This is a genomic window from Collinsella aerofaciens (genome assembly GCF_015556945.1).
GTDB classification, from domain to species: Bacteria; Actinomycetota; Coriobacteriia; order Coriobacteriales; family Coriobacteriaceae; genus Collinsella; species Collinsella aerofaciens_AO.
This window is the reverse complement of sequence record NZ_JADNNH010000034.1, coordinates 1-25415: the sequence shown is the minus strand read 5'-3', so window position 1 is coordinate 25415 and position 25415 is coordinate 1. Positions and strand designations below refer to the sequence as shown.

General features: G+C 57.4%; 19 protein-coding genes. 4 read left to right on the top strand and 15 right to left on the bottom strand.

Going from position 1 to position 25415, the window contains the following annotated elements; all coding sequences use genetic code 11:
• Positions 1–261 precede the first annotated feature (261 nt).
• From I2F59_RS08965 to I2F59_RS08920, 10 genes are all read right to left on the bottom strand, one after another.
• Positions 262–729 carry a YfcE family phosphodiesterase gene (locus I2F59_RS08965; RefSeq protein WP_195503928.1) on the bottom strand — a complete coding sequence of 156 codons (468 nt, stop codon included), beginning with the start codon at positions 727–729 and terminating at the stop codon, positions 262–264.
• Positions 730–823: 94 nt separating this feature from the next.
• On the bottom strand, positions 824–1540 hold the full coding sequence (locus I2F59_RS08960; protein ID WP_118080682.1) for a LytR/AlgR family response regulator transcription factor: 717 nt from the start codon (positions 1538–1540) through the stop codon (positions 824–826).
• A gap of 72 nt (positions 1541–1612) precedes the next feature.
• Positions 1613–2956, bottom strand: a complete 1344-nt coding sequence (locus I2F59_RS08955; protein ID WP_195503927.1) for a histidine kinase — start codon at positions 2954–2956, stop codon at positions 1613–1615.
• A complete protein-coding gene (locus I2F59_RS08950) occupies positions 2953–4140 on the bottom strand; it encodes a glycosyltransferase (RefSeq protein ID WP_195503926.1) in 1188 nt (395 codons plus the stop codon). The genes I2F59_RS08955 and I2F59_RS08950 overlap by 4 nt, the downstream gene beginning before the upstream one ends.
• A 171-nt stretch (positions 4141–4311) precedes the next feature.
• Entirely contained in the window at positions 4312–5571 is a 1260-nt protein-coding gene (locus I2F59_RS08945) for an MFS transporter (RefSeq protein WP_006235159.1), read from the bottom strand.
• Positions 5572–5672: 101 nt separating this feature from the next.
• On the bottom strand, positions 5673–6617 hold the full coding sequence (locus I2F59_RS08940; protein WP_195503925.1) for a zinc dependent phospholipase C family protein: 945 nt from the start codon (positions 6615–6617) through the stop codon (positions 5673–5675).
• Between the two features lie 92 nt (positions 6618–6709).
• Positions 6710–7444 (bottom strand): LytR/AlgR family response regulator transcription factor, encoded by a 735-nt coding sequence (locus I2F59_RS08935; protein WP_195503924.1) that lies wholly within the window; start codon positions 7442–7444, stop codon positions 6710–6712.
• 38 nt (positions 7445–7482) lie between these two features.
• Entirely contained in the window at positions 7483–8874 is a 1392-nt protein-coding gene (locus I2F59_RS08930; RefSeq protein WP_226790488.1) for a sensor histidine kinase, read from the bottom strand.
• Positions 8875–8986: 112 nt separating this feature from the next.
• Positions 8987–10264, bottom strand: a complete 1278-nt coding sequence (locus tag I2F59_RS08925) for a metal-dependent hydrolase family protein (RefSeq protein ID WP_117633809.1) — start codon at positions 10262–10264, stop codon at positions 8987–8989.
• A gap of 131 nt (positions 10265–10395) precedes the next feature.
• Positions 10396–11847: an APC family permease gene (locus I2F59_RS08920; RefSeq protein WP_195503922.1), complete on the bottom strand. Its 1452-nt coding sequence runs from the start codon at positions 11845–11847 to the stop codon at positions 10396–10398.
• Between the two features lie 354 nt (positions 11848–12201).
• Here I2F59_RS08920 and I2F59_RS09955 point away from each other — a divergent pair, with 354 nt between their 5' ends.
• Positions 12202–13203: a C39 family peptidase gene (locus I2F59_RS09955; RefSeq protein ID WP_229028295.1), complete on the top strand. Its 1002-nt coding sequence runs from the start codon at positions 12202–12204 to the stop codon at positions 13201–13203.
• A gap of 188 nt (positions 13204–13391) precedes the next feature.
• On the opposite strand, the gene arcC is transcribed toward I2F59_RS09955, so the two are convergent.
• From arcC to I2F59_RS08900, 3 genes are all read right to left on the bottom strand, one after another.
• Positions 13392–14354, bottom strand: coding sequence for a carbamate kinase (gene arcC / locus I2F59_RS08910; protein ID WP_006235166.1), 963 nt, complete (start codon positions 14352–14354; stop codon positions 13392–13394).
• A gap of 655 nt (positions 14355–15009) precedes the next feature.
• Complete coding sequence (nifJ, locus tag I2F59_RS08905) at positions 15010–18549, bottom strand: pyruvate:ferredoxin (flavodoxin) oxidoreductase (protein ID WP_195503921.1); 3540 nt, start codon at positions 18547–18549, stop codon at positions 15010–15012.
• A 402-nt stretch (positions 18550–18951) separates the two neighbouring features.
• Positions 18952–19425: an FHA domain-containing protein gene (locus I2F59_RS08900; RefSeq protein ID WP_195241094.1), complete on the bottom strand. Its 474-nt coding sequence runs from the start codon at positions 19423–19425 to the stop codon at positions 18952–18954.
• A gap of 516 nt (positions 19426–19941) precedes the next feature.
• Here I2F59_RS08900 and I2F59_RS08895 point away from each other — a divergent pair.
• The 3 genes from I2F59_RS08895 to I2F59_RS08885 all read left to right on the top strand — a co-directional run bounded on the left by I2F59_RS08895 (position 19942) and on the right by I2F59_RS08885 (position 21883).
• On the top strand, positions 19942–21300 hold the full coding sequence (locus I2F59_RS08895) for a radical SAM/SPASM domain-containing protein (protein ID WP_082421808.1): 1359 nt from the start codon (positions 19942–19944) through the stop codon (positions 21298–21300).
• 169 nt (positions 21301–21469) lie between these two features.
• Positions 21470–21673: a hypothetical protein gene (locus tag I2F59_RS08890; RefSeq protein WP_124785779.1), complete on the top strand. Its 204-nt coding sequence runs from the start codon at positions 21470–21472 to the stop codon at positions 21671–21673.
• A 30-nt stretch (positions 21674–21703) separates the two neighbouring features.
• Positions 21704–21883: a hypothetical protein gene (locus I2F59_RS08885; protein ID WP_147324165.1), complete on the top strand. Its 180-nt coding sequence runs from the start codon at positions 21704–21706 to the stop codon at positions 21881–21883.
• Between the two features lie 886 nt (positions 21884–22769).
• On the opposite strand, the gene I2F59_RS08880 is transcribed toward I2F59_RS08885, so the two are convergent.
• Both I2F59_RS08880 and I2F59_RS10095 read right to left on the bottom strand, forming a co-directional pair.
• Positions 22770–24398, bottom strand: a complete 1629-nt coding sequence (locus tag I2F59_RS08880) for an ATP-binding cassette domain-containing protein (protein ID WP_117564924.1) — start codon at positions 24396–24398, stop codon at positions 22770–22772.
• Between the two features lie 695 nt (positions 24399–25093).
• Complete coding sequence (locus tag I2F59_RS10095) at positions 25094–25297, bottom strand: class I SAM-dependent methyltransferase (protein WP_411161351.1); 204 nt, start codon at positions 25295–25297, stop codon at positions 25094–25096.
• Between the last annotated feature and the right edge of the window lie 118 nt (positions 25298–25415).

Genomic DNA, 25415 nt, shown 5'->3' with positions numbered 1-25415 from the left:
TGCTCTACAGTCCTGCGCAAGACGGAAAGCACATTAAGTGCTTTCCTTTGCGTGCGGAACTCGCGACAAACTCAACCCGCGCCAGCCGGCCCCGGAGACCCTCCCTGCCGTCACTTGCTTCAAAGACTTTGTTCCTCGCCGCTTCCGCGGCTCGAGGCCCCCGTTCTCCTCGGCGGGGTTGTCTAAGATTGTTGTTGAACTTCGGCCTTTGGCTCAAAGAAAAACGGGAGATGCGATCTGCATCCCCCGTTTTTGTTGCACCTACTCTAGGTCAATAAATTTGATGCTCAGAATCTTGCCGTCCTTGACGAGCATTCTGGCCATGGTGGGGCCTCGGGTGCCTCTTGGATAGCTGGCACTGCCTGGGTTGAGGACCAGGCAGCGACCCACTTGGGCTTCTTTGGTTACGTGGGTGTGACCGTTGATAGCTACGTCTACGGATCCAACCGGAAGGTCTTCGCGGTAGTGGGCTACGGCAAACTTGAGGCCTTCGTAGGTAAAGAGCGCCAAGCGGTCCACATCGGGGCCGTAGTCGCGGTAGTAGTCGTTATTACCCAGCACCGCTCGCACGGGGGCAATGGTGCGCAGGTGTTCGTAGTCCATCTCCGACGTAAGGTCGCCGGCATGGATAATCAGATCCGCACCCTTAAGCTCGTCCAGGAGCGCAGGCGAAAGATAGCCGTGGGTGTCCGAGATAATGTCGATACGCTTGGCGCTTGCACTGTTCATGGGATCCCTTCCGCAAAAAGATTTGGTGCATTCATGCAAAAAGCCCCACGGCTCCGCAGACGATTTTGGTCTACAGGGCTGCGGGGCAGGTGTACTAGAGGCTCAGGGCCTTTTTGAGCGGTACGACGCGACGGCGCGAAACCGGTACGCGTTCGTCGACGCCCGTAATGCCCAGCTGGATAGCGCCCGAGGGAACCGTCTCGACGTCGGTGACACACGCCAAGTTGACGATATAGCGGCGGTGAACGCGGAAGAAGCCAAAGTCGCAGAGCTTGGCCTCGAACTGTGCCAGCGAGGTCGTGGACAAAAAGCGGTCATCGACCGTATAAATACAGGAGTAATCGTCCTTGGCCATAATAAAGCGAATGTCGTCCACGGGGATGAGGACCTTGCGGCCGCCCTTTTCCACCGGGATGCGCTCGATGGTCACCTTGCTGTCCGTGACAGGCTTGGCGCGTTGCATAACCTTATCGATCGCTCGATCCAGGCGAGCCTCCTCGACCGGCTTCATCAGATAGTCGACGGCATCCACATCAAACGCCTCGACCGCATGATCGCTGTACGCGGTTACGAATACGATCGCCGGCGGATTCTTGAGCTTATGCAGTGCCTCGGCAAGTTGCAGACCCGAAGCGCCAGGCATCGAGATATCGAGGAACACAACATCGACGCGGCTCTCCATAAGCATCTCGATAGCGGAGCGAACGCTCGACGCTTCTGTGATCGTGCCGATCTTGCCCGTCTGCTCGAGCAAGAAGCGAAGTTCCGAACGGGCCGGGGCCTCATCATCCACAATCATCGCACGCAGCATAGGGATAAAACCTTTCGTCAACTAACTACGTCGGGCATCCGCCAACTAGCGTTAAACCCGTAACCTATCATTCTACTCTTGAATGTCGAAGATGCTCTCCGACAAATCGAGATGCAGGAGCACTTTAGCGCCCTTGCCCGGGGCCGATTCGACGCGTGTATAAGAGTGCGGTCCATAAAAGCGATGGATGCGCTCCGAAATATTGTGCATGGCCACACCGGCGCCGCCGCCCTGCGGGGAGCTGGCGTCGGGACGGGCGGAGCGTTCGTCAAACAGTCTGGCAGCGGTGCCTTCGTCCATGCCCACGCCGTTATCGGCGACCACAATCAAAATCGCATCTTCGCCATCCCTGTGGACCGACACGTCGATCCTCAGTGCATCGTCGTCGCCCATACCATGGCGCACGGCATTCTCGACGATTGGCTGGATTACAAATGCCGGCACCAGCGTGTCCTCGACGTCCTCGGACACGTCGAAGGTCGCCAGCACGCGATCCTCGCCAAAGCGCGCCTTCTCAAACGTCAGGTAGCGCTTGGTCTGCGCGACCTCGCGCGACACGGGAATGAGCGAGCCCGAATTGTCGAGCGTGGCGCGATAGAACGAGGAGAACTCGCGCAGCAGCTCGCGGGCGCGCAGCGGATCGGTACGCGTAAACGACGCGATGGTGTTGAGCGTGTTGAACAGGAAGTGCGGGTTGATCTGCGCCTGCAGGGCACGCACCTCGGCACGGGCCGTGAGCTCCTTTTGCACCTCGAGCTCGTGGATGGCGAGCTGCGTGGACAGGATCTCGGCAAAACCCGAGGCAAGCGCGTACTGAGTGCGGTCGACGGCACGCGGGGTCTTGTAGTAGAACTTGAGCGTGCCGACGGTGCGGTCACCCACCTTGATAGGAGCGATGATACCGGCGGGAACATGGTTGTGCGAGCCATCCGAACCCACCACGTCCACCACACGGTTGAACGACTGGACGATACCGTGCTCGATGACGTAGCGCGTGGCAAGTGTGTGGATGGGCGAATCGGGCAGCAGCTTTTCCTCAAACTCGCCCGCGCAGGCCAGCACGTTGCTCTCGTCGGTGATGGCAACCGTCATGGCACGCGTCTCGGGCAAAATGCGCCGGCACACCAGACGCGCCGACTCCTGCGTCAGACCGCCTTTGATGTCCTCGAGCATGGCAGAGGCCACCGAGAGTGTCTCTTCGGTGTACTGCGAACGCACCGAATCGGGATTGAGCGTCAAATAGATAAAAATGCACAGAAAGATGCACAGCAGTGCGCAGGCGACCACGGTCGCGATCGGCTCGATTCCAGTCGCCAGGGCAAAAATAAAGTACACCAGCACGCAAATGGCGCAGACAACGGCGATCACGCGAAAGATTGATATTGAATTATCGCGCTGGGCGCGGCGGTCGATCATTCAGTCCCCTCCAGGATGCTGGTCAGTTGTGCGTCGTGCCAGAGCCCGTCCATGATCTTGGGCCAGAAGCTCTGGAAACGCAGGTAGCTTGCGGCGTTTTGGCGCGCGTAGGTCCTGGCCTCGTCAATACCGTGACGCCAAATGCGCAGGTATCCCTCGTGCTCGCGGGTAAACATGCTGCGGACCATGGCGGTTTTGCGCACGCGGTCGTCGAGCTCGCGCGAAATCCACGGGCCCGGATAGGGCATGAGCGACGCGGCCGTGACGGGAACGAGCTCCTGCTGGTGCGCGGCAAATGTCAGCTTGGCACGCTCGTAGTACCAACGGTACACATCCTGCATAAAGCGCGGCGAGCGCTTCTCGGACTCGGGCGGCAGGTGACGAACGACCCACTCGTTGTCAAACCACACGTCGTAGCCAAACATGCGCATGTTAAAGAGGTAATCTAGGTCCTCGCCTCGGGTGATAAACGGGTCAAACGCCACACGGGTAAAGGCGCGGGCATGAAGCGCCACAAGGCCGCCGCACACGTAGTTTGAACGCGAAATACGGGTGCCCGAGAGCGCCTTTTTCATCCAGCGATTAAACTCGATGCGTTTGGTCCACCAACGATGGCAAATGCCCACCTTGTCTGTGGGCGCCAACGGCGATCCGTCTCGATCGTAAAAGTAACCGCTCTTAACCAAAATCGGCAGGCCTTGACGCGTCTGCTGGCCCAGTGCATAGGTCGCGCGCTTCATAAAGTCGGCATCGATAACGGTCTCGTCGTCATCCAAAAAGACAACGGCATCGTGGCCGAGCACCGCAGCGCAGGCAAGCCCCATATTGCGAATGGCGCCGTATCCGCGCAGACTCACGCACTCGCCCGAGCCCTTGGGAGCAATCTGCGCCACACGGTCGGCGATACGCGATGCCTGGGTGTTGGTAACCACGGTGACCTTGAGCGTAGGGTGCGCGTCGACGATTTCGTGGACGCGCTTCGACACATCAGCCGTAGCCGAGATGGGGCAAACCACCAAAAGGATAATCCTCGGAATGTCGCGCACCTGCTCGAGCGAGGCCAGGCAGCGGTCGAGTTCGGGATTGTCGGCGTTGAGTCGTGTCGAATGGTCATAGGTGCCAGGGGCGTTTGCGCAAGCGTCATCGCCCGCCCAATACGTTGGAATCACGACTGTGGCGTTCATGCCTTACCCTCCCTGCAACACAAAAACGGGACGCCGCCAAACACAGGCGACGCCCCGCGACCTAGCTGATTCCATCATACCCACTTGGGCAAATCATTGCTCGCAAGTCGCAATGTTTATTGCGGATAACCCCAAAAGAGTACCGTGGACAGGCACAATAGCTGCTCGCTCCTATGCGGCATGCTCTGCCGCCCGAGTCATGCGGGACAGGCGGACCAGCAGCATAAAGCCAACGATCAGCAACACGCCAATGGAAAGGACGCCCAGTGACGGGTTGCCGGTCAACGAGGTGACGACCGACACCAGGAAGGTGCCCATGACGCTTGCATAACGACCAAAGATGTCAAAGAAGCCGTAGTACTCGTTGGATTTTTCCTTAGGGATAATGCGGCCAAAGTAGCTACGGCTGAGCGCCTGCACGCCGCCCTGGAACAGGCCGACCATAATGGCAAGCACCCAGAATTCGAAGGCGGTCTTTAGGAAGAACGCGGCAAACAGCACAATGCCCATGTAGGCGGCGACGGCCACCAGGATCATGTTGAGCGTGCCCACGCGTCCGGCGAGCTTGCCGTAGATGATGGCGGACGGAAAGGCCACGAACTGCGTAACGAGCAGCGCCAGGACCAACTGGGTCGAATCAATGCCCAAGGCCGATCCGTAGCTGGTTGCCATGGAAATGACCGTGTGCACACCGTCGATATAGAAGAAGAACGCGATCATGTAGACCAGCACGGTCTTGTTGTGGGCGATCTCGCGCATGGTGTGTCCGACCTCGGAGAACACACCGCCCACGATGTGGCCGATAGTGTCCTCGGGACCGCGCTCGCGACCGTACTTTTGCTTATAGGTGCGAATGAGCGGCAGGGTAAAGATGAGCCACCAGGCACCAGTGATGATAAACGACAGACGCGTTGCCAGCATGGTAGGGACGCCAAGAGCGGGGCCACCCATGATGAGCGCCAGGCAGATGACGAACGGCACGGTGGAACCGATGTAGCCCCAGGCATAGCCCGAGCTGGACACGGCGTCCATGCGCTCGTCGGTGGTAATGTCGGGCAGCATGGCGTCGTAGAACGTCATAGAAGAGTTAAGGCCGATGGTGCACAGCACGTACACGGTCAAAAATGCCATGGCGGACATTGGGATAGCCTGCGCCAGGCAAAGCACCAGGCCCGTGAGGAAGAAGCCCAAGAAGAACTTGATCTTGTTGCCAGCGTAGTCGGCAAGCGCGCCCAGAATGGGCATGAGCATGGCGATGACCAGCGAGGCGATCGTCTGCGCATTGCCCCAGGCGACCACCAGGTCGGCCGAGGAAGCGCCGGTATTGATGGCGTTAAAGTAAATGGGCACCACCGAGGTATTGAGCAGCACAAGGGCCGAATTGCCCACATCATACATAACCCAGTTACGCTCGAGCTTGGTGTATTTCATGGACAGGGACCCTTCGTATTCGCCCGATATGCAGTTAGTTCATCGTACCCCAATTGTCCAGAAGCACCGGTAAGGATTCGGCAAAGGGGCACGCACAGGCCCTATTCCTCGCGGTCGAACTCCTCATCGGCTTCGAGCACGCGACCGCTGTAGTTGATGTGGCCGGTCACGGCATCCATGTCACCGGTCTCGATAAAACGTGCGACCGTGCACTCGTAATCGACCAGCGCGCGATCAAAGACCTCGGGGAAACTCTCGTTCGAGACCTCGTCGGTAAAGGGATTCTTCCATGTCAGATGGCCCAGGTTACCGGTGCGCTCGGGCAGCTCCGTCGTCACGCGATGAGCAAGGCCGTCGAGCAGCGAGTAGTCGTGCACCAAGCCCTCAACCAACGAGATCGCGCGCGTCTTTGCGGAGCCGGCCGGCTCAATCGCGCGGTAAAGTCGCTGCATATTGGCAACGGCAGCACCGTACTCCCCCGCCGGAATGTCAATGCCGTACACGCGTCCGGCAACATAGCTCATCAGCACGCCGGCCACGCGATTGATGCGATCGGTGGTGACGATCTCGCCCGCCGGCGGGTAATCGTCGACCGTAGCGCCATCGCGTTTAAGCTGCAGCATCAGCACATCCAGGTCGCTCTCGATCACGGCATGGACCTGACTGCTCGAATTCTCAAGCTCTGAATCGGACTCCACGATGCCAAACTGCTGCTCATAGACAAAAGGATGGGCGTTGCGGTCGAGCACGTAATGAGACAGCAGGCCCAGCGCAAAGGCACGACCCAAGCTGGCGTCGCGCGGCAGCAGATGCGACACGCCGTCGCGCAGGCACGCGAACTGGCGAGACATGCGCGACCGATGCATGACCTGCGCCAGCAGCGTGCAGTCGGAAACACGCGGTGTCAGAATGTGAAAGAAAAACGGGTCGGGGCCTTGGTTGCCCAAGATAAAGGCAATGCGCTCTTCATCGGACGTGATGACGCCCTGCGGAAGACGGTCGATGCTTTCCTCGCCAAACAGATGATGGGTGATAAGCGCGGGCATAATGATCCTTTCGATTTCATTCGATGCCACCCATTATGCCCACCGCGCGCCCATGCCAAACCTGCGATGGTAAACGACGGCACGCAGACCGTCTACGCAAGCCCCAAGTGTGCTTTAACCTCGGCAGCGCGACGGCGGGACACGGGCACCATCGAGGTTACGCGATCGAGCCTGAGCTCCATAAGACCCGTGGAACCGATCTCGACATTGTGCACGTCTTCCAAATTGACCAGATAGCTGCGATGAACGCGAATAAAGCCCTCGGAGACCAAGCGACGCTCGAGCGAAGAGATCGACTCATTGATCAGGTACGTTCCCTCGGCGCAGATGGCATTGCAAAAATCGGCACGCGCCTCAAAGTAGCAGACGTCTGCGGCGGGAATGAACACCTTTTTGCCCCCGCGGTCCACCGTCAGACGCAAAGGCTGGCGCGGAGCGTGGATAACACGACGGGCACCCAAGGCTGTCTCGATCTTGTCGAGTGCCTTTGACAGGCGTGCGTCCTCGACCGGCTTGACGACATAGTCGACAGCATCGAGGTTATACGCATCGGCGGCAAACTCGGCAAACGCCGTCACAAACACCACGACCGGCGGCGTCTTTAGGTTCTGCAGCGTCTCGGCAAGCTCAATTCCCGAGCGACCGGGCATGGTAATGTCTAAAAACAACACGTCGGGCTTGTTCGACAGAATCGACTCCACGGCTTCGGTGACATTGCCCGCCTCGGCAATCTGGCCCACACGCGCATCCTTTTCCAACAGATAGCGTAGCTCAGCCCTAATGGGAGGCTCGTCATCAACCACCAAGATGTTCCAGCCTTCGGACATATGTGCTTCCCCTCTTTTTCTCTCAATCCAACCGCGTGCTACGCCGTCAACGGCGCGGGCTCATGCGGCTCGCCGTTCAGCTCGACGATGACCTGCGTTCCCACGCCCTCCTGGGACTTCACGCGCATGCCGGAATCTTCTCCGTAAAAGAAATGGATGCGCTGAAGCACGTTGAAGAGCGCCAGGCCGCAACCTCGCTTGACGGAGCCGTCGGCGGTAATGCTCTCGGGCTCCTCTCGGCGATGCTGCTCAAACAGATGCGCACAGACTTCTTCGCTCATACCGATGCCGTCGTCCTCGACGATGATCTCCAAACCGTCATCGGTCTCGAAAGCCCTAACATGAATAGAAAGCGGCTCGGTCTCGCGCTGCGCGTGCTTGATGCAGTTTTCGAGCAACGGCTGCAAGATAAACGGCGGCACCATGCAATCGCGCACCTCAAAGTCGATATCGACCGAGACGCGCAGACGGCCGTCGCCATACCGGGCCTGCATAAGATTGATATAGCGAGTGCCCTGTTCCACCTCGTGCTCGAGCGTTGTGAGGGTATCGGAATCAGAAAGCGTCTGACGGTAGTAGTTGGAGAAGTCGATCAGCAGCGATCGCGCCTTGTCGGGCTCGGTTCGAACGAGCGACACGATCGTGCTAATGGTATTGAATAGAAAATGAGGATCGACTTGCGATTGCAAGGCGCGCAGCTCCACGCGGGCCGTAAGCTCGTCCTGGCGCTCGAGCTCAAAGCTCGCAAGCTGCGTGGAAATGAGGTCGGCAAAGCCCGAGGCAAGCGCCGTCTGGCGCATATCGATGCTGCTCAGACGGGGATAATACAGCTCGAGCGTGCCCACGCAATGCCCGCGCACGGTAAGCGGTGCGACAATACCGGCGCGCAGGCGCGGAAAGTAGCCACCTGTCTCGGTCGAGGCATCGCGCGAGAACACGCTTTGCTCACCGCTGTTGATCACGTTGAGCGTAGTCCGCAGCACCACCGGGGTGCCCGCGGGGCATTTTGCCGAGTCCTCGCCCCAGCTTGCCAACACCTGCTTGCCGTCGGTAAAGCAGATGGCAGAGGCGATAGTTTCGGACAGGATGATCTTAGAGGCGCCCAGGGCAGCTTCGGGCGTAAGGCCGCGCGACGTGTAGGCGAATATTTTTGAAGCGATGGCGAGCGTGCGGTCGGTTGCGCTCGATGTGAGGTCGTCGGGAACGACAAAGACGTACGAGAAGAAGAAGCACAGCATGACCAAGCCGGCAATGACGACAACGGCCGGAACGGGATTGGGATTATCGGTTAGATCCCAGATGAGCAGCAGGATAAGCAGCGGAACGACAATACCGAGCAAGATGGCTTGAACCACATGCTGAGCGGTACGAAAGACCTTGGTAGAGTTGTAGCTCTTGCCCAGAATCAGCCTATTGAGATCCACTGTCATCCCCTTCTTACTGACGCACCCCATAGCAATAAAGAGGGCCGCAAGCGACCCTCTCCATTGCATTATGCAATCAAATACTGTGTTTTACATCAAGCCATCGATGAACGGTAGCTTAGGCGCTGTACTTGTTTGCCTCGCCGAAGGTACCGGCCTCGACAATCCAGCCGTCCTTCATGATGACGTCCATGTTGTCGGTGTTGAGCACGTGGATGTCGGCGGCGACGTCACCGTTGACGACCAGCAGGTCGGCGCACTTGCCGGCCTCGATGGAACCGGTCTCGTCCTCGATGTGGCACATCTTGGCACCGTTGAGGGTGGCACAGGTGATGGTCTCGACCGGGGTGAAGCCGATCTTGTCGACGAACTCGTACATCTCCTCGATGGAGCAGGTGCCGTACGGGGTGACGAAGGAGAAGGAGTCGGAGCCGATCGTCATGACGACGCCACGCTTCTTGGCCTCGCGCAGGCAGTCGTAGTTGCGCTGCAGCTCCTTCTCGACCAGGGTGCCCTCGTACTTGTCGTGCAGCTCGGGGACGTAGACGGGCGGATAGGTGGCGTACCAGGTGGGCAGGAAGGCGATCGTCGGGGTGAAGAAGGTGCCCTGCTCGGCCATGAGGTCCATGGTACGCTCATCGATATCGAAGCCGTGAATCAGCTGCTCGCAGCCAAAGCGAACGGAATCGTAGGCAGCGGCGTGGTTGTTGTAGCAGTGGCTCCACACGGGGATGCCGACCATCTTGGCCTCTTCGACCACGGCCTGAATCTCCTCGGAGCAGTAGTGCTGGTCGCGGCCGGAGTCCCAGCGCCAGATGCCGCCACCGGTAGCCCAGATCTTGATGGCATCGGGGTTCTCGCGCAGGCGACGACGGACGGCCTTGCGCAGATCCCAAGGACCGTCGACCTGATCGCCCCAGGGGTGCGATTCCTTGTTGAGCTCCTGGCTGCAGTGGTGGGAGTCGCCGTGGCCGGCAACGCGGCAGAAGCCAAGGCCGGTGGCCAGAACGCGCGGGCCCTTGAAGACGCCCTTGTCGATGCAGTCACGGATCTGGATACCAAAGCGGCCGATCTCGCAGACGGTGGTGAGGCCGTGGGTGAGGCAGTCGTAGGCCTGCTTCACGGCGACGGCCTGCTTCTCGAGGAGCGGCTGCATGACCCAATCGGTGTCATCGTCGGTCAGGTTGCCCGAGAAGTGCAGGTGGGTGTCGATCAGGCCGGGAAGGACGGTCTTGCCGGCGGCGTCGATAACCTCAACGCCCTCGGGAAGGTCCTGCATAGCACCGGCGTACTCGATCTTGCCGTTGTCGTCGACGAGAACGAGGGAGTTCTCGACCGGCTCGGCACCGGTACCGTCGATGAGCTTACCGCCAACGATTGCATACTTAGTGGACATGGTTCCTCCTTATGGATCCATATAGTGGGCGAGGCCGTGTTGGGTTAAGGCCTCACAAAGCTACCCAAGTGGTGCCGGGTTCGGTGCGCGGGAGAGAGGGTCCCGCGCACCCGATCCGCCCCGGCTAGGCGTTACTTTTTGCGGGAATTGGTGAAAGCCATGAGAGCCAGGCCAATAGCCAACCAGCCGATCACGATGCTCCACTCCACCATGTTGAGGGAGGCGGGAGAGAACGGGATCACGAGCAGGCCAATGATGGTGCCGCAGGCAACGATAGCGAGGCTGATGCCAAACTTGCCGCCGGGCACCTCGTAGGGACGAGGCAGGTCGGGCTCGGTGAAGCGCATGCGCAGGCAAGCGAGGGCGACCATGCCGCAGGAGAAGATGAAGGCGAGAGCCGACACGTTGGTCAGAGGGATGAGCATGTTCTTGCCCAGGAACGGACCGACGACGGTGATGACGCCCAGAACGACGCAGGCGAGCTTGGGAGCGCCGGACTTGGGATCGACCTCGGCGAACTTCTCGGGCAGCTGGCCCTTTCGGCCCATGGCGAGCATGATGCGGCTCGTGGCGCCGTAGAAGGAGTTCATCGGGCCCATGGGTCCAAGCGTGGCGATGACGAGCATGGCCAGGTACAGGAGCATGTTGATGCCCTTGAGGCAGGCAAGCGCGGGAACCGGGCTCTTAACGAACTCATGCCAGTCGAGGATGGTGCCGAACGAGTAGATGCAGACCATGTAGAAGCCGCCTGCGGCCAGCAGGGCCAGGGAGATGATCTTGCCGAACTTGTTCCAGTTGAGGCCCTCGGCCGCTTCCTCAGCCTGCTGAGGAATGGTGTCGAAACCGGCGTAGAAGAACGGGGTCAGAACCAGGACCGAAACGATGCCTGCGAACAGGCTGGTGCCCTCGGTAGCAGGCTTGCCGCCGCCAGCACCGGTGACCTGGGAGAACACGGGCATGGCGTTGTCCGGCGAGCCGGTGAACAGCGAGACGCCCATGGCGAGCAGCATGCCGCAGAGCAGGGCCTTGGTCAGGAAGGCCTGCAGCTTGGCGGCCGAGCTGGCACCGCGGAAGTTGAGGAAGATGACGTAGGTTGCAAAGCCGAGCGCGATCAGCGTCGGGAACAGGTAAACGTCGGCGCCCAGGATGGTATAGAGCTTGACGGCACGCAGCCACTCAAGACCGGGCAGGCTGCCGAACATCTCGGACACGAGGGTCGAGATAGCGATGGCCTCCCACGGGCACAGGATGCCGTTGCCCAGGGCCAAAAGCCATCCGGTGATGTAGCTCAGCGTACGGCCAAAGCTACGATCGACATACTCGACGATGCCGCCCGAGATGGGGATAGCAGCCGTGAGCTCACCGAAAACAGCTCCGACGGGCACGAGGAAGATTGCACCCAAGAGGAATGCGATCATAGCGGGAACGGGACCGCCGCCCACGACCATCCAGTCGCCGACCTGCAGAACCCAACCGGTACCGATGATGGCACCGAAACCGATGGTGAAGAAGTTCCAGAGCGAAAGCGTTTTCTTCATGCCGCCGTTATCCCCGACTGCAACTTCTGCGTTCTTGTCCGCCATTGTTCCCCTCCTTTCCTTTTTGACGCCCTTGGCGTCACCCCTTGCGCGGTCCGTTTTGCCGCGCGCTTTTATTCCATGGCTTTAAGATACGGCCTTGGCGCAGCAGCGCCGCTCGCAGCTCGACCGAAGGCAGAACTGCAAAACGAGCGGCACCGTTTTTGGGACGAACGGCGGGAGACGTCATTCGTCTTGGACGCTTTCATCTTGTCTGCTTTTGAATACCTGTTGCCGTGGCGCTTGGCGCGCGGCGCGGCAACGTTCATACCATTTGTCAGGCTTTTGGCGCACATGCCCATGTGTCGTGCATCTTTTTATGTAGGATAGACAAGTTACACATGAGGCAAGGTGATTCGAATGGCATACGGATACAATGACGGCGACCAACGGCCACAAAGCGTGCGCCTTGCCGGCCGCACCACGCCAACGCCCAGAAGCACCTCCGACAACGACAACCCGCAGCGCCCCCAAGAGCAGCCCGGGGCTTCTTCGCGGCAGCAAAGCCGTACCGTGCAGCAGTCAGACCGCGTCAGTACGAGCACACGCCAACGTCAGACCGACACATCGCAGCCACGCCGCTACGATCGCCGTAAGACCGACTACTACGTCAAGCGCTCCTTTTCGCGACCTCAACGCGATCGCGGCAATTCCGCCCCTCACCCCGCGTCGCACACCACAAGCCACGCGCTTCCGGCCCGCCGCCTACGCCTTGCGCTTTGCTCCATCGCCGCCTGCCTCGTCTTTGTGTTTTTGGGATCCTGTATCTCCCACGGATCAGCCGGTCTTGAGCCCACTGCCGAGGACAAGCTGCTTAAAGCTCCCGTCGCACCCGGTTACTCCTTTGCGTTCTCGACCCCACGCTCGCAATGGCAGGCCGGCACCATGCCCCACATCTACCAAATTGACCCCGCATGGTCGGAGCTGCCCTATGCCGGTGGCACTATTCGCGAAAACGCTTGCGGTCCTACCTGCCTCACCATGGTCTATATCTTTAAGACCGGCCATACCGATAAGACGCCGGTCGATATATGCGCGCTGGCCGAAGCCGGCAACTACGCCCCCACTGGTGCCACCGAGTGGTCGTTTATGACAGGCGGTGCGTGGCAGCTGGGGCTCAACGGAACACAGCTCTATAACGATCGCGAATCGATTACCCAAGCACTTCGCTCGGGTGCGCCCGTCATCGCCGCAGTGCGCCCCGGTACATTTACCAACGTAGGCCACTACATCGTGCTCTACGGCATCGACGACGCCAACCAGATTGGCGTCTACGACCCCAACTCGGCCAGCCGCAGCGCCCGCCGCTGGGGCGTCGTAGAGGTCCTCAACGAAGTCGAAGCCATGTGGGCCTACTACTAGTCATTGGGGACAGACTTAAATGAGTGGTCATTGGGGACGCTCTTGTTTGACTAGTCATTTAAGAACGTCCCCAATGACTAGGTGAATAGCAAAAGCCCCGCAGTCGGAGCGGACTGCGGGGCTCATGAAGAGAGGCTAGTTTGTGGGCGCTTTGCCTAGCGCCCACGAGAGAGGCAACAGAGTAGAGACTACTCGTGAATGCGGGTACCGGAGAGGCCGGCCATGGTCTCGGCGGCCTTGTCCAGAGCGCCGATGATGCAGGTGCGGCCCTTGCGGGAACGGGCGAACTTGATGGCAGCGCGGACCTTGGGCTCCATGGAGCCCTTGCCGAACTGGCCCTCGTCGGCCAGGCGCTCGGCCTCGTCGGCGGTGAGGTCCTCGAGCTCCTCCTGGTTGGGCTTGCCAAAGTTGATGGCGACATGCTCAACGGCGGTCAGCAGGAACAGAACGTCGGCGTCGCAGTCCTCGGCCAGCAGCTCGCCGCCCAGGTCCTTGTCGATGACGGCGGGAACGCCCTTGTAGCAGCCCTTGTTCTCGTAGTCGCGGACGACGGGGATGCCGCCGCCACCGCAGGCGATGACGATGAACTCGTTGTCGAGCAGGTTGAGGATGGAGTCAGCCTCGACGATCTTCTTGGGATCGGGGGAAGCGACGACGCGACGCCAGCCGCGGCCGGAATCCTCGACGAAGACCTTGGAGGGATCCTCGGCCATGAACTCCTTGGCCTGCTCCTCGGTGTAGAAGGGGCCGATCGGCTTGGTCGGGTTCTTGAACGCGGGATCATCCGGATCGCACTCGATCTGGGTGACGACGGTGGCGGCGTGCCAACGCTTATAGCGCTTGTGCATCTCGCGGCCGATGCCCTGCTGCAGGTGATAACCAATGTAGCCCTGGGACATGGCGCCGCACTCGGGCAGCGGCATCTCGGGGGTACCGATGGCATCGTGGGCAGCGGCGAAGGCGTTCTGGATCATGCCGACCTGCGGGCCGTTGCCGTGGGTGATGATGATCTCGTTGCCCTGCTCGATGAGGCCGAGGAGGGCATGGGCGGTGTTGCTCACGGCCTCGATCTGCTCGACGGGGTTGTTGCCGAGGGCGTTGCCGCCAAGGGCGACGACAATACGATCGGGCTTGCCAAGAGGCTTAGACATTGCTGGAATCCTTTCTGTAAAAGGCCTACAACCCATTAATAACCCGCGTCCGTGCGATACGCGAGTTTATTAAGGTTTATATTCTCTTTATCGCTCATTTTATTCATTTTGAAAATAGCGGAACGGTGAACGGTCGTTTTTATCCGCTCAGCGTACAGAACCCCAGCTCAAGCATATCTACGCCATTTACGTGCAACTTTATTTTAATAGAGCAGGGATTAAACCAGATTATGCAAACTATATCTTTGCTAAACACAAAACAGACAGCGCAATATCTTACTCGCACTATACGAGATTCTATGCACATATAAGTCGAGTATGCACCCCTGCAAAAACAAGGGGCTTTTCATCCAACAAAAGGAATAAAGAAGAGCTCCGAAAAAGCGGCAACGGCCAAGTCCCCCATCCATCCCCAAAGTGGCGCGAGGTTTCGCGGCAAAGCCGCGAAACAGCGAAGGGGACGGAATACCCGACCAACTACGCCCTTCATCCGCCCACACAATCCAAGGACGTAGTCGTAGCAGGATCTGAGGGCTGACCTTCGCGGACACTCCGCAGAACGAAAGAACCCCCGCCGCACGTAGTGCGCAGCGGGGGTTCTTTCATGTCCGAGGACGTCCGCGAAGGTTAGCCCTCAGATCCTGCGGTGGGAGACTTAGGCCTCGTTGTACACCGTCTTGAGCTTCAGCAGGTGCTGATAGCGGTCCATAGCGGCCTGCTCATTCTCCTTGAAGAGCTCCTCGGCGCGCTCGGGGAAGGAACGCGTCAGCGAAGCGTAACGGGCCTCGTTCATCAGGAACTCCTGATAACCGCCCGCGGGCTCCTTGGAATCGAGCGAGAACTTCTTGCCGGCAGCAGCCTCGGGGTTGAAGCGGAAGAGGTTCCAGTAACCGCACTCGACAGCCTTCTTCATCTCGGCCTGGCAGTTCTGCATGCCACCCTTCTTGATGGAGTGCATCTCGCAGGGGCTGTAGCCGATGATGAGGGACGGGCCGTCGTAGGCCTCGGCCTCGTGGATGGCCTTGAGGGTCTGAGCCGGGTTGGCGCCCATGGCGACCTGCGCCACGTAGACATAGCCGTAGCTCATGGCAATCTCGGCCAGGGACTTCTTCTTGGTCACCTTACCGGCAGCGGCGAACTGAGCAACCTGGCCCAAGTTCGAGGCCTTGGAGGCCTGACCGCCGGTGTTGGAGTAGACCTCGGTGTCGAAGACGAAGACGTTGACGTTGTGGCCGGAAGCCAGGACATGGTCCAGGCCACCGAAGCCAATGTCGTAGGCCCAACCGTCGCCACCGAAGATCCAGAAGGACTTCTTGGTGAGGTAAGCCTTGTCGGCGAGGATCGCCTTGGAAGCGTCGCAGCCGCACTTCTCGAGCTCGGCAACGTAGGCAGCGGCAGCGGTCTTGGAGGCCTCGGCGTCGTTGACGGAGTCGATCCAAGCCTGGCCGGCAGCCTTGAGCTCATCGGACGGACCATCGGCAGCGATGATGTCCTGGGTAGCGGCGATCAGCTTGTGCTGGACGGCCTCGTAACCGACGGCCATGCCCAGACCGTGCTCGGCATTGTCCTCGAACAGGGAGTTGTTCCACGCCGGGCCGTGACCGTCCTTGTCCTTGCAGTAAGGAGCGGTGGCAGCGGGGTTACCCCAAATGGAGGAGCAGCCGGTGGCGTTGGAAATGAACATGCGGTCGCCGGCGACCTGGGTCACCAGACGTGCATAGGCGGTCTCGGCGCAGCCGGCGCAGGAACCCGAGAACTCCAGGTAGGGCTGCTTAAACTGGCTACCCTTGACGTTGGCCGCGATGAGCTCCTTCTTCTCGGAGACGTTCTCGACCATGTAGTCCCAAACGGGCTGCTGGTCCATCTCCTGCTCGGTGGGAACCATCTCGAGGGCGCCCTTGGGGCAAACCTTGACGCAGTTGGTGCAACCCATGCAGTCGAGCGGGGACACAGCCATGGTGAACTTCATGCCCTTGGCCTTGGGGCCCATGGCGTCGAGCGTGCGGGTAGCCTCGGGCGCGGCGGCAGCCTCGTCCTCGGTCATCGCGAACGGACGGATGGTGGCATGCGGGCACACATAGGCGCACTGGTTGCACTGGATGCACTTGGTCTCGTCCCAGTGAGGAACGACCACGGCGACGCCACGCTTCTCGTATGCGGAGGCGCCCAGCTCAAACTGGCCGTCGGCGCAATCGACAAAGGCGGAAACGGGCAGGCTGTCGCCGTCCATGCGATCGATGGGCTCGAGCAGGTTCTTGACCTGCTGGGCGATAGCGGACTTGGTCTCCTCGGAGAGCTCGACGGGAGCAACATCCTCGGCGGTAGCCCAGTCGGCCGGAACCTCGAACTTACGGAAAGCGGTAGCGCCGGCATCGATGGCCTTGTGATTGGCGTCGACGATGGCCTGGCCCTTCTTCATGTAGGACTTGGTAGCCGCGTCCTTCATGTACTGCAGGGCGTCCTCGGCGGGCAGGACCTTGGCCAGCGCGAAGAAGGCGGACTGGAGCACCGTGTTGGTGCGCTTGCCCATGCCGACCTTGGCGGCCAGGTCGATAGCGTCAATCAGGTAAACGTTGACGTGGTTGTTCGCGATGTAGCGCTTGGCCACGGCGGGCATGTGCTCGGCGAACTCCTCGTCGCTCCACTGGCAGTTGACCAGGAAGGTGCCGCCCGGCTTGACGTCGCGGACCATCTTGAAGCCCTTAACGATGTAGCTGGGGTTATGGCAGGCGACAAAGTCGGCCTTGGTCACGTAGTACGGCGAGCGAATCGGGGAATCACCAAAGCGCAGGTGCGAGACGGTGACGCCGCCGGTCTTCTTGGAGTCGTACTGGAAGTAGGCCTGGACGTACTTGTCGGTGTGGTCGCCGATGATCTTGATCGAGTTCTTGTTGGCGCCGACGGTACCGTCGCCACCCAGACCCCAGAACTTGCACTCGATGGTGCCGGGGGCTGCGGTGTTGGGCGTATCCTCGGCCTCGGGCAGGCTCAGGTTGGTCACGTCATCGACAATGCCGATGGTGAACTCGCGCTTGGGCTCGTCCTTCTTGAGCTCCTCGAAGACAGCGAACGCGGACGCGGGAGGCGTGTCCTTGCTGCCCAGGCCATAACGGCCGCCGACGACCTTGATGCCCGTCTTGCCGGCCTCGTAGAGAGCGGAGACGACGTCCTGGTAGAGCGGCTCGCCGATGGAACCCGGCTCCTTGGTACGGTCCATGACGGCGATCTTCTGGACGGTCTCGGGGAGAACGTCGACGAAGTGCTTGATGGAGAACGGACGGAACAGACGAACCTTGACCAGGCCGACCTTCTCGCCGTGAGCGTTGAGGTAGTCGATGACTTCCTCGAGCACGTCGCAGAAGGAGCCCATGCACACGACGACGCGATCGGCATCGGGAGCGCCGTAGTAGTTGAACAGGCCGTAATCGGTGCCGAGCTTCTCGTTGATCTTCTTCATGTAGCCCTCGACGACGGCGGGAAGCTCGTCGTAGACCTTGTTGCAGGCCTCACGGTTCTGGAAGAAGATATCGCCGTTCTCGTGGCTACCGCGGGTGTGCGGGTGCTCAGGGTTGAGCGCGTGGTCGCGGAAAGCCTGGACGGCGTCCATGTCGCACATCTCGGCCAGATCCTTGTAGTCCCACATGGCGACCTTCTGGATCTCGTGGCTGGTGCGGAAGCCGTCGAAGAAGTTAAGGAACGGGGTCTTACCCTCGATGGCGGCAAGGTGAGCCACCGGCGAGAGGTCCATGACCTCCTGGACGTTGCCCTCGGCGAGCATGGCGAAGCCGGTCTGACGACAAGCCATGACGTCGGAGTGATCGCCAAAAATGTTCAGGGCGTGGGAAGCGACGCAACGCGCGGAGACGTGGAAGACGCCCGGGAGCTGCTCGCCCGCGATCTTGTACATGTTCGGAATCATCAGGAGCAGACCCTGAGAAGCCGTGTAGGTGGTGGTCAGAGCACCGGCGCCCAGCGAACCGTGAACGGTACCGGCAGCACCTGCCTCGGACTCCATCTCGACGACCTTGACCGGGGTGCCGAAGATATTCTTGCGACCCTGGGCCGCCCACTGGTCGACATGGTCGGCCATCGGGCTGGACGGCGTAATGGGATAGATTCCCGCTACCTCGGTGTACGCATACGAAACATATGCGGCCGCCTCGTTGCCGTCCATAGACTTAAACTTACGCGCCATATACCCCTCTCCTCTCATATAGGTATACAGGCCCCGGCGATCGCCGGGATGTTGGCGTGATGGGATTTACGCTGTTGCTTCCAATCATCTGGCAGGCAGGCTCAGCAGCAGGTACGTGGCGTGGAGAGAAGACATGCCGAGGCGAGGAGCAGCTGATGCGCCCCACAGACCCGACCGCCCGTCTTGCACATGACCGAGCGCCGCAAAGGCCGCATGCCGGATGCTCCCGGGCACGCCCCGGCGATGGGAAGCGCCCGCAACGGAAATCCGCATGCGGGCTTATTGTACCCCGCCGTCAAGTGTAATTTCGGCAAATATAGGCGTGCGGTAAAGGTTTACCTCGGGTGACTGCCGGGAGCAAAATGATCCCTTGGGGACGGAGGGATCATTTGGCAGGACTGGCTAGAGGGCACCGAAGAGGATGGCGTAGGTAGTGGATTCGCCGAGCTTGAGCTCGTCGCCGGGATTGAGCTGGGCGGAACGGCCGGGCTCTACTTGAATACACACACTCGTGGCCCCGTTTACCACCACGGTGCCGTTAGTGGACGACAGGTCCTCGACAAACCATGCGCCAGACTCGTCGCACCAGATATGGGCATGGCGGGCCGAGACGTCGTCGGTGATGCCGCCCTCCCCCGTTGCCAGCGCGCCGATCTCAACGCCTTCCTCACTCGGCTGAATCCAGCGCGGGACGCTCACCACGTAGCCGTTTTGCACGCACAGCAGTCCCAGCGGATGCGCCGGCGCGACCTCGTGCTCGCCCGCGACCGAAGATGTGCTCAGCGAGCGCGGCGTCGACGTGTCGCCGCCACGGGTCGCATGAGCGCGGCGGCTCGCCCGACTTGGAACTAAGGCGGGCGTGAGAGCAAACGGCATAGGGAACGAATCTTGCGGATGTACTCCTCGACGTCAGGCAGGTAAGCCCCACGAAGTCACCGGGGAGGCCCAAGCGGCCCGGCACCACTTCCAGATTCTGACCAGGGCGAGTCGTTCGCCGGTGGCTGAAGGCTCGCTCCCACCCAAAAGGGGAGATTCGCGTTGTTCCCCAATCGCTCTCGCATCTTTCATTTTGCTCGAGGTGGGCTATAAAAACTTTCCTGGTGAAAGGCGGCGATTGGTTTCCTTTCTTTCTAGAGGAGCGCGCCTGTAATCTGTTTTCATCCTAAATCAAGTTAAGATCGGACCTTCCAGAGGCAAGTCGACTCAAACTGCGAGGCTCCATGTTGGAATAAAGAGCGCTGTCGAAGTGCCAACAACACAAAGCTTGCCAGTCTCAAATAGAACCTTTTGGGAGTCCGATTGGGCCGCACACCGAATCCCCGCTGGTGGTTTTTTATAGCTGCGCAACAATAAACAAGGTTAGTGCCAGTCCAGCATGAAATTGAGGAACGTATGCATTTTTTCTCAGTAAGTGATCGTCGTTACTGCTTCGATGAGGTCACTCGCAATTGCTTTCAGGTTGACCAAGCATCAGAAGATGCGCTTCGCATATTTGAAGCATCGGGAAGAACGGTCAACTCGAAGTTGCTAACAAAGTCACTTGCTGCGAAAGGCTACGACCAAACGACCATAGCAGAACTTGAAGACGACATTGATGAGTATCAACGATTGTCTGAGCGGACTTTCTTAACAAAAGACACGCCTCGAAAACTTAGATCCATCGAACTCCACGTTTCACATGCATGCAACCTTGGTTGTAGTTACTGTTTTGCCGGTAAAGGAGATTATGGAACGTCTCCTCTGCTGATGACAGACGAGATAGCCTTCAAGGCGGTCGACTACCTCGTCGCAAGTTCATCGGAAAACGAAACGCTTGCGATCGTCTTTTTTGGTGGGGAACCCATGATTAACGAGCCGCTGATATGGAAAACGGTCGACTATTCAAAAAGAATATACCCCAATAGAAACTTTACCTATTCTATTACGACCAACGGAACGCTTTTGAATGACACTGCTGTGAATTCTTTCAAGGAGCACGGGTTTTCTGTTCTGATTAGTCTCGATGGTACAGGATGCAAGCACGATGCATCGCGCCCGTACAAGACGGGAGGCGGCTCTTTCTCCGATATCGACAAAAACGTTCGTCGTTTTTCCGAGTCGTTCCCCTTCGGCGCAAGAGCGACCTTAACAAATAATAACTGTAACCTTGTTGAAGACTATCTTCAGTTTAAAGAGATGGGCTTCAGAAGGATTTACTTCTCGCCCGTGAGCTCATTCGATGAGAATATCAAACTCGACGAACACTCATTAAACAAAATCAGGGCGGGCCTAATAGATTTGGCGGATCAATATCTCAAACAGATTGATCAAGGGGAAAAGCCCTTGTTTAGAACATTGAAAACTGCAGTTGATTTGATCATGAGCAACAGGATCGCCTTTGTCGGATGCGGGGCTGGCAGGCGTTTTATTTCCGTGACTCCCGAAGGGGACGTATACCCCTGTCACAGGTTTGTCGGGATGATGCGATTCAAAATGGGCAACATCGTCACCGGAATTGACGAAACTAGGTATATTGAAAACTGGAGTCAGGGTGTCGAAAAAAGAATTGACTGTACGGACTGTTGGGCTCGGTCTTTCTGTGGTGGGGGCTGTAGCTGGGAGGCTGCAGACGAGCACGGCTACTTGCCCAAGAGTCTACACCCTGCATCATGTGAATATAGAAAAATGTGCTACGAGATGGCTTTTGACCTTATTTCCCGCCACTCATCTTCGCAGGAGAAAAATCAACGAGAAGCTACTGTATCGGAATAAGCGGTTCAGCGCATTGCTGTCACCATTGTGGAGGTGTTCGTTCTTCTGATTACCGTCTGCGAAGCTTATTGCTACGTTCGCCGAAACCATTCTAGAAATATGGTGAACTAGACATCTTGGTTTGTTATACACAATATTGAGGTTTTTCTGCACTCAAAGGGAGGTAGTCGTGAAGCATATTCATCCGATTAATCCAGGAAGTGGCGACGAGGCAGGCGTGAAGCCGATGTCTTTTGACTGCCTCTTGGGCATTACTGACATCTGTACTGTTTATGATAAAGCAGATGGCTGTGGTGCATACGATTACTGCGACTATGACATGGATGGCGGCAGCATCTGCGTTGTAGATCACTGTGGCATTGATCAAACGTAGTCTCTAATTGGATTAAGGTGAGGAGCTGTTATGAAGCATATCCATCCTGTTGGTTCAAATGAACATCCTCCCGTTGAGCCTTGTTGTCTTGGAGTTGATATATGCAATTTTTACGACATCGCCGAGTGCCCTGTTGCCGATTGGTGCTATGTCGATAAAGAATCAAGCTGTGTTTTGCCAGCAGATTGGTGCGATCCAGTTGACGAGTAGTTTTGTGGCTAGGAACTATTTGGTCCAATTCAGAATAAGATGGGAACAAATACCAAAATCTCGTGTCTGGGAGGAGTTATGCCATTATTGCAAGGTCTCGTTGGATTAGCCTTTATATTTGCGTTATATCTGGCACCTTTTTTAATTCTATTCTTCATTATCCGACTCTTTCTTCGGAGAAAATAGGAGTGTCACGCAAACATTAGCGTAGCTTTCTTCCAATATGAGCCGAGCATTGGCAAGTGGAATAAGAAGCCCGACCGTTCGCCACATGAAAGTGATCGGACGGGCTTCTCTATTTAACCCGGGCCGCCACCCATAGCGGCTTTCCAAGCGTATTCTCAGTGCAAAGCAATCGTCAGTTTAATCCTATGCGCTGATACCGCATTTCATTTGTTCGGCTCGAATTCTACGGCCTGGCAACCCTCGCACTCTCCGGCAAATGGATTGAACGCGAAGGCAGAGATGATGTGTGCGTGGACATCGAGGCTGCTGTAGGCAACATACTGGGACATGGACCCCCGCTGCGCGTGGTATGCGGCCCGGCATATTCATTGCCGTCCAACCCCGTGTAGTTGCAGCAAAGGGTGGAACCTCAATGCTCAGCTCATGTTGTCCGTGGGACACGAGAATCGTAAGTACACTTTGGTGCGATTCTCACGCTGATACTGAGCCACCTGGAATAAGATACGTCGCGACAACACTTCGCTTCACCTCTGTCTCGACAAGATGACGTAGACTAAAGTTTCCTTTAGTAAGAGAACGAGAACTATATCTGAAAGCGTTGCGATGGCGTGAAGGCACCGAGTCCGAACCGCCTGAATGCTACGTGCATCTGCATCGCCTTTTTGTTATCTCTGCCAGTTGGGTAGCACTACACTTGTCATCATTTACCCTGGTACATGCTGCCTAAATCCACTACCCCTTCTACCGCGCCGACCATCTCGTCATCGTGAGAGACAACGATGATCAGCTGGCTTTGCTTGTTGCGCTTAACATAGGCCGCAAGCTCGGCGCGGCTTACAGCGTCTAACCCAGTCGTGGGCTCGTCGAGTACCAAAACTGACGACTTGCGTGAAATCGCCGACCATAAGTACACTCGGCGCAGCTCACCGCCCGAAAGCGCGGAGCAACGTTTCCCGAGCAACTCCTTCACGCTGTTTTCCAGCGAAAGTAGGCCATCTACACCCCGGTGATAGGAAGAAAAGGGCGTGTCGAAATACTCTAACAGCTCTTTCACCGTTTCGTCCGGCGCGAAGCACGACTGTGGGCAGCACGATATCTCTCTCGCACGTATGTAATCCAAGTCGCATTCTTCGATTGGCACGCCGTTGTATTTTACTTTGCCTTTCGATGAGTATAGCCCGAGCATCAAGTAAAGAAGTGACGTCTTGCCTCTTCCGTTTTCCCCAACTATGCAATATGTACCAGGACCGGAAAACTTGAAAGAAAACCCGCCGAGGACCTCTCGGACAGATCCGTCTGGAAGGGCAACCGAGAATTCCAAATCAGATACCGAAATGTCATTTATTTCATCGAGTTTAGCTAAATCGGTCCGATTCCACCCCGATCTCTCCTTTTCTCTCGTCGCGATAGCCGTCCTATCCCATGATGCTTTGGCATCTTGATAGGATTTGAACAATGACATCATACTTTTCAAAGTCTTAAAGAGAACCGCGAAGTATGTACCGATGATAGTGTACTCGCCTATTGACATAGTTCCGTTAATGATTCGTACTCCGGAAACAACAAGTATCACCGCTTGAAACAACGCTGCGAAAAGACCATCGAGCGATGTCAGAGAATATGATAGCTTTCCGGAGCGCAAAACTTTGGGAAAATAGCTCTTAAACCCAGCGTCGAGCGCTTGTTCGCTCTTGCCGTACGAAGATGTCAGTTGAATGTTGAGAATCTGATTAAGCTGCGATGCAATTGCGGCGTAAAAGGCGCTGTCCGCCTCTTTCTTCTCATACGTGACCCTATACAAAAGTTTCCTCAACCCAGTAATTACACAGAAATACACGATGAGGAGAATGATGGAAAACACCGCGAGAGTTGAATCAATTGACCATATGATAAGCAATACGATGGGAATGGCTACAATGGACAGCGGCGCACTGATAAAATTCGCCAAAACGAAGGATGAGACCACGCTGGAGTCGGAAATAATCCGTTGCGTTGTATAGGCTGGATCGATGGTCCGACTCACCAAGTAATCGTCTCTTTCAAAACGCAAGACGGCCTCCCTGAGAAGATCAAAGGAAAGTCTCGTGGTTATGCGAATGGAAAGTGTTCCTGCAAAATAAGTAAAGAGGGTGGAGAAAACTCCTATTGACGCAACCAGGAGCGCGAAGAGTACGGCGTCTCTTTCGCTGCGGTTACCGAGAAGAAAATCTAAGAATTTCCCGTTCACGTATGGCATGGCATAGGAGAGAGCGGTTCCAATCACCGTGATAGCAATGAAGACGAAAGCCCCTTTTGCTCTGATGAACCTCGAGAGAACGCATCGAATCAAGGAAGGCCCCAATCTACCCGCCACAAAACATCAATCACTGATACCTTACACCTCAACACAACAGGAGCGAAGATTTGCCAATGAGACTGCTTTAAGATTGCCTTGGGCCAATACGATCTCAAGCTCTTCCTACAAGAGAGTCGGAATCGGACATCTCCTCCGACGAACCTGGCAATCGGGCGGTTGAAATATCTTTTTCAACCGCCCGATTGCCACAATAGATTTGAGCATCCGCCCACAAACGTCCGCGTTTTATACCCATCAAATCCTTTGCCTTTTGTCGTCTAGACTAGAAAAATCGCTCGAAATAACGCAACCGGCCTGCTCGCTTGAAGAAACCTAAGCCCGTAACGTAGATGTGCAAACTTCCGAAACGCCTTGCGCGGCATAGTGCGTATAAACTTCGTCAACCGCCTCAGAAATATCTGAGTATCGCGCCGGGTCAAAAGCATACGATGTCGCAGCTATACCCTGCACCCATTCGGAACGCGGATTAATTGAATAGCCACACAGCATCATCATACATGCATCTAGACCTGATTTCCCAAGTATCCGACGTATTGATGAGAGCATCGCGAGTCGCCCCTGCACCATCGTCGTCACCCCTATTAGCAGTATTTACCGTTTTTCTCTAAATGCGTATCGCCACCCTTAAGAATACGAAGTGTTTTATCCAGACCCGATTGTCCTCCATCTCAAACGAAGGGATAAGGAATCTCATCCGGAATCGGCAGTAACGGAGGATTCACAACGACAAGCGAAAAACATGAGTCATCTCTCAGAGGGGAGTAAAGGCTCCCCTCAAGCACCCTAGTTTCGTCATCCAAAGAGTTGATGGCAGTGTTTTTCTTACAAAGGTCGACAACAAAAGGGTTGATTTCTACAGATGTTACATCCATGCTGTTAGCGCCGGGCGATTTTAGCCGCTAATAGTCAAACTATTTTGACCAATCCCGGTCACCGAATAATGGCCACCGTGCCTCCCCGCCGCCACTACGCTGGTGGTGCCAACACGCC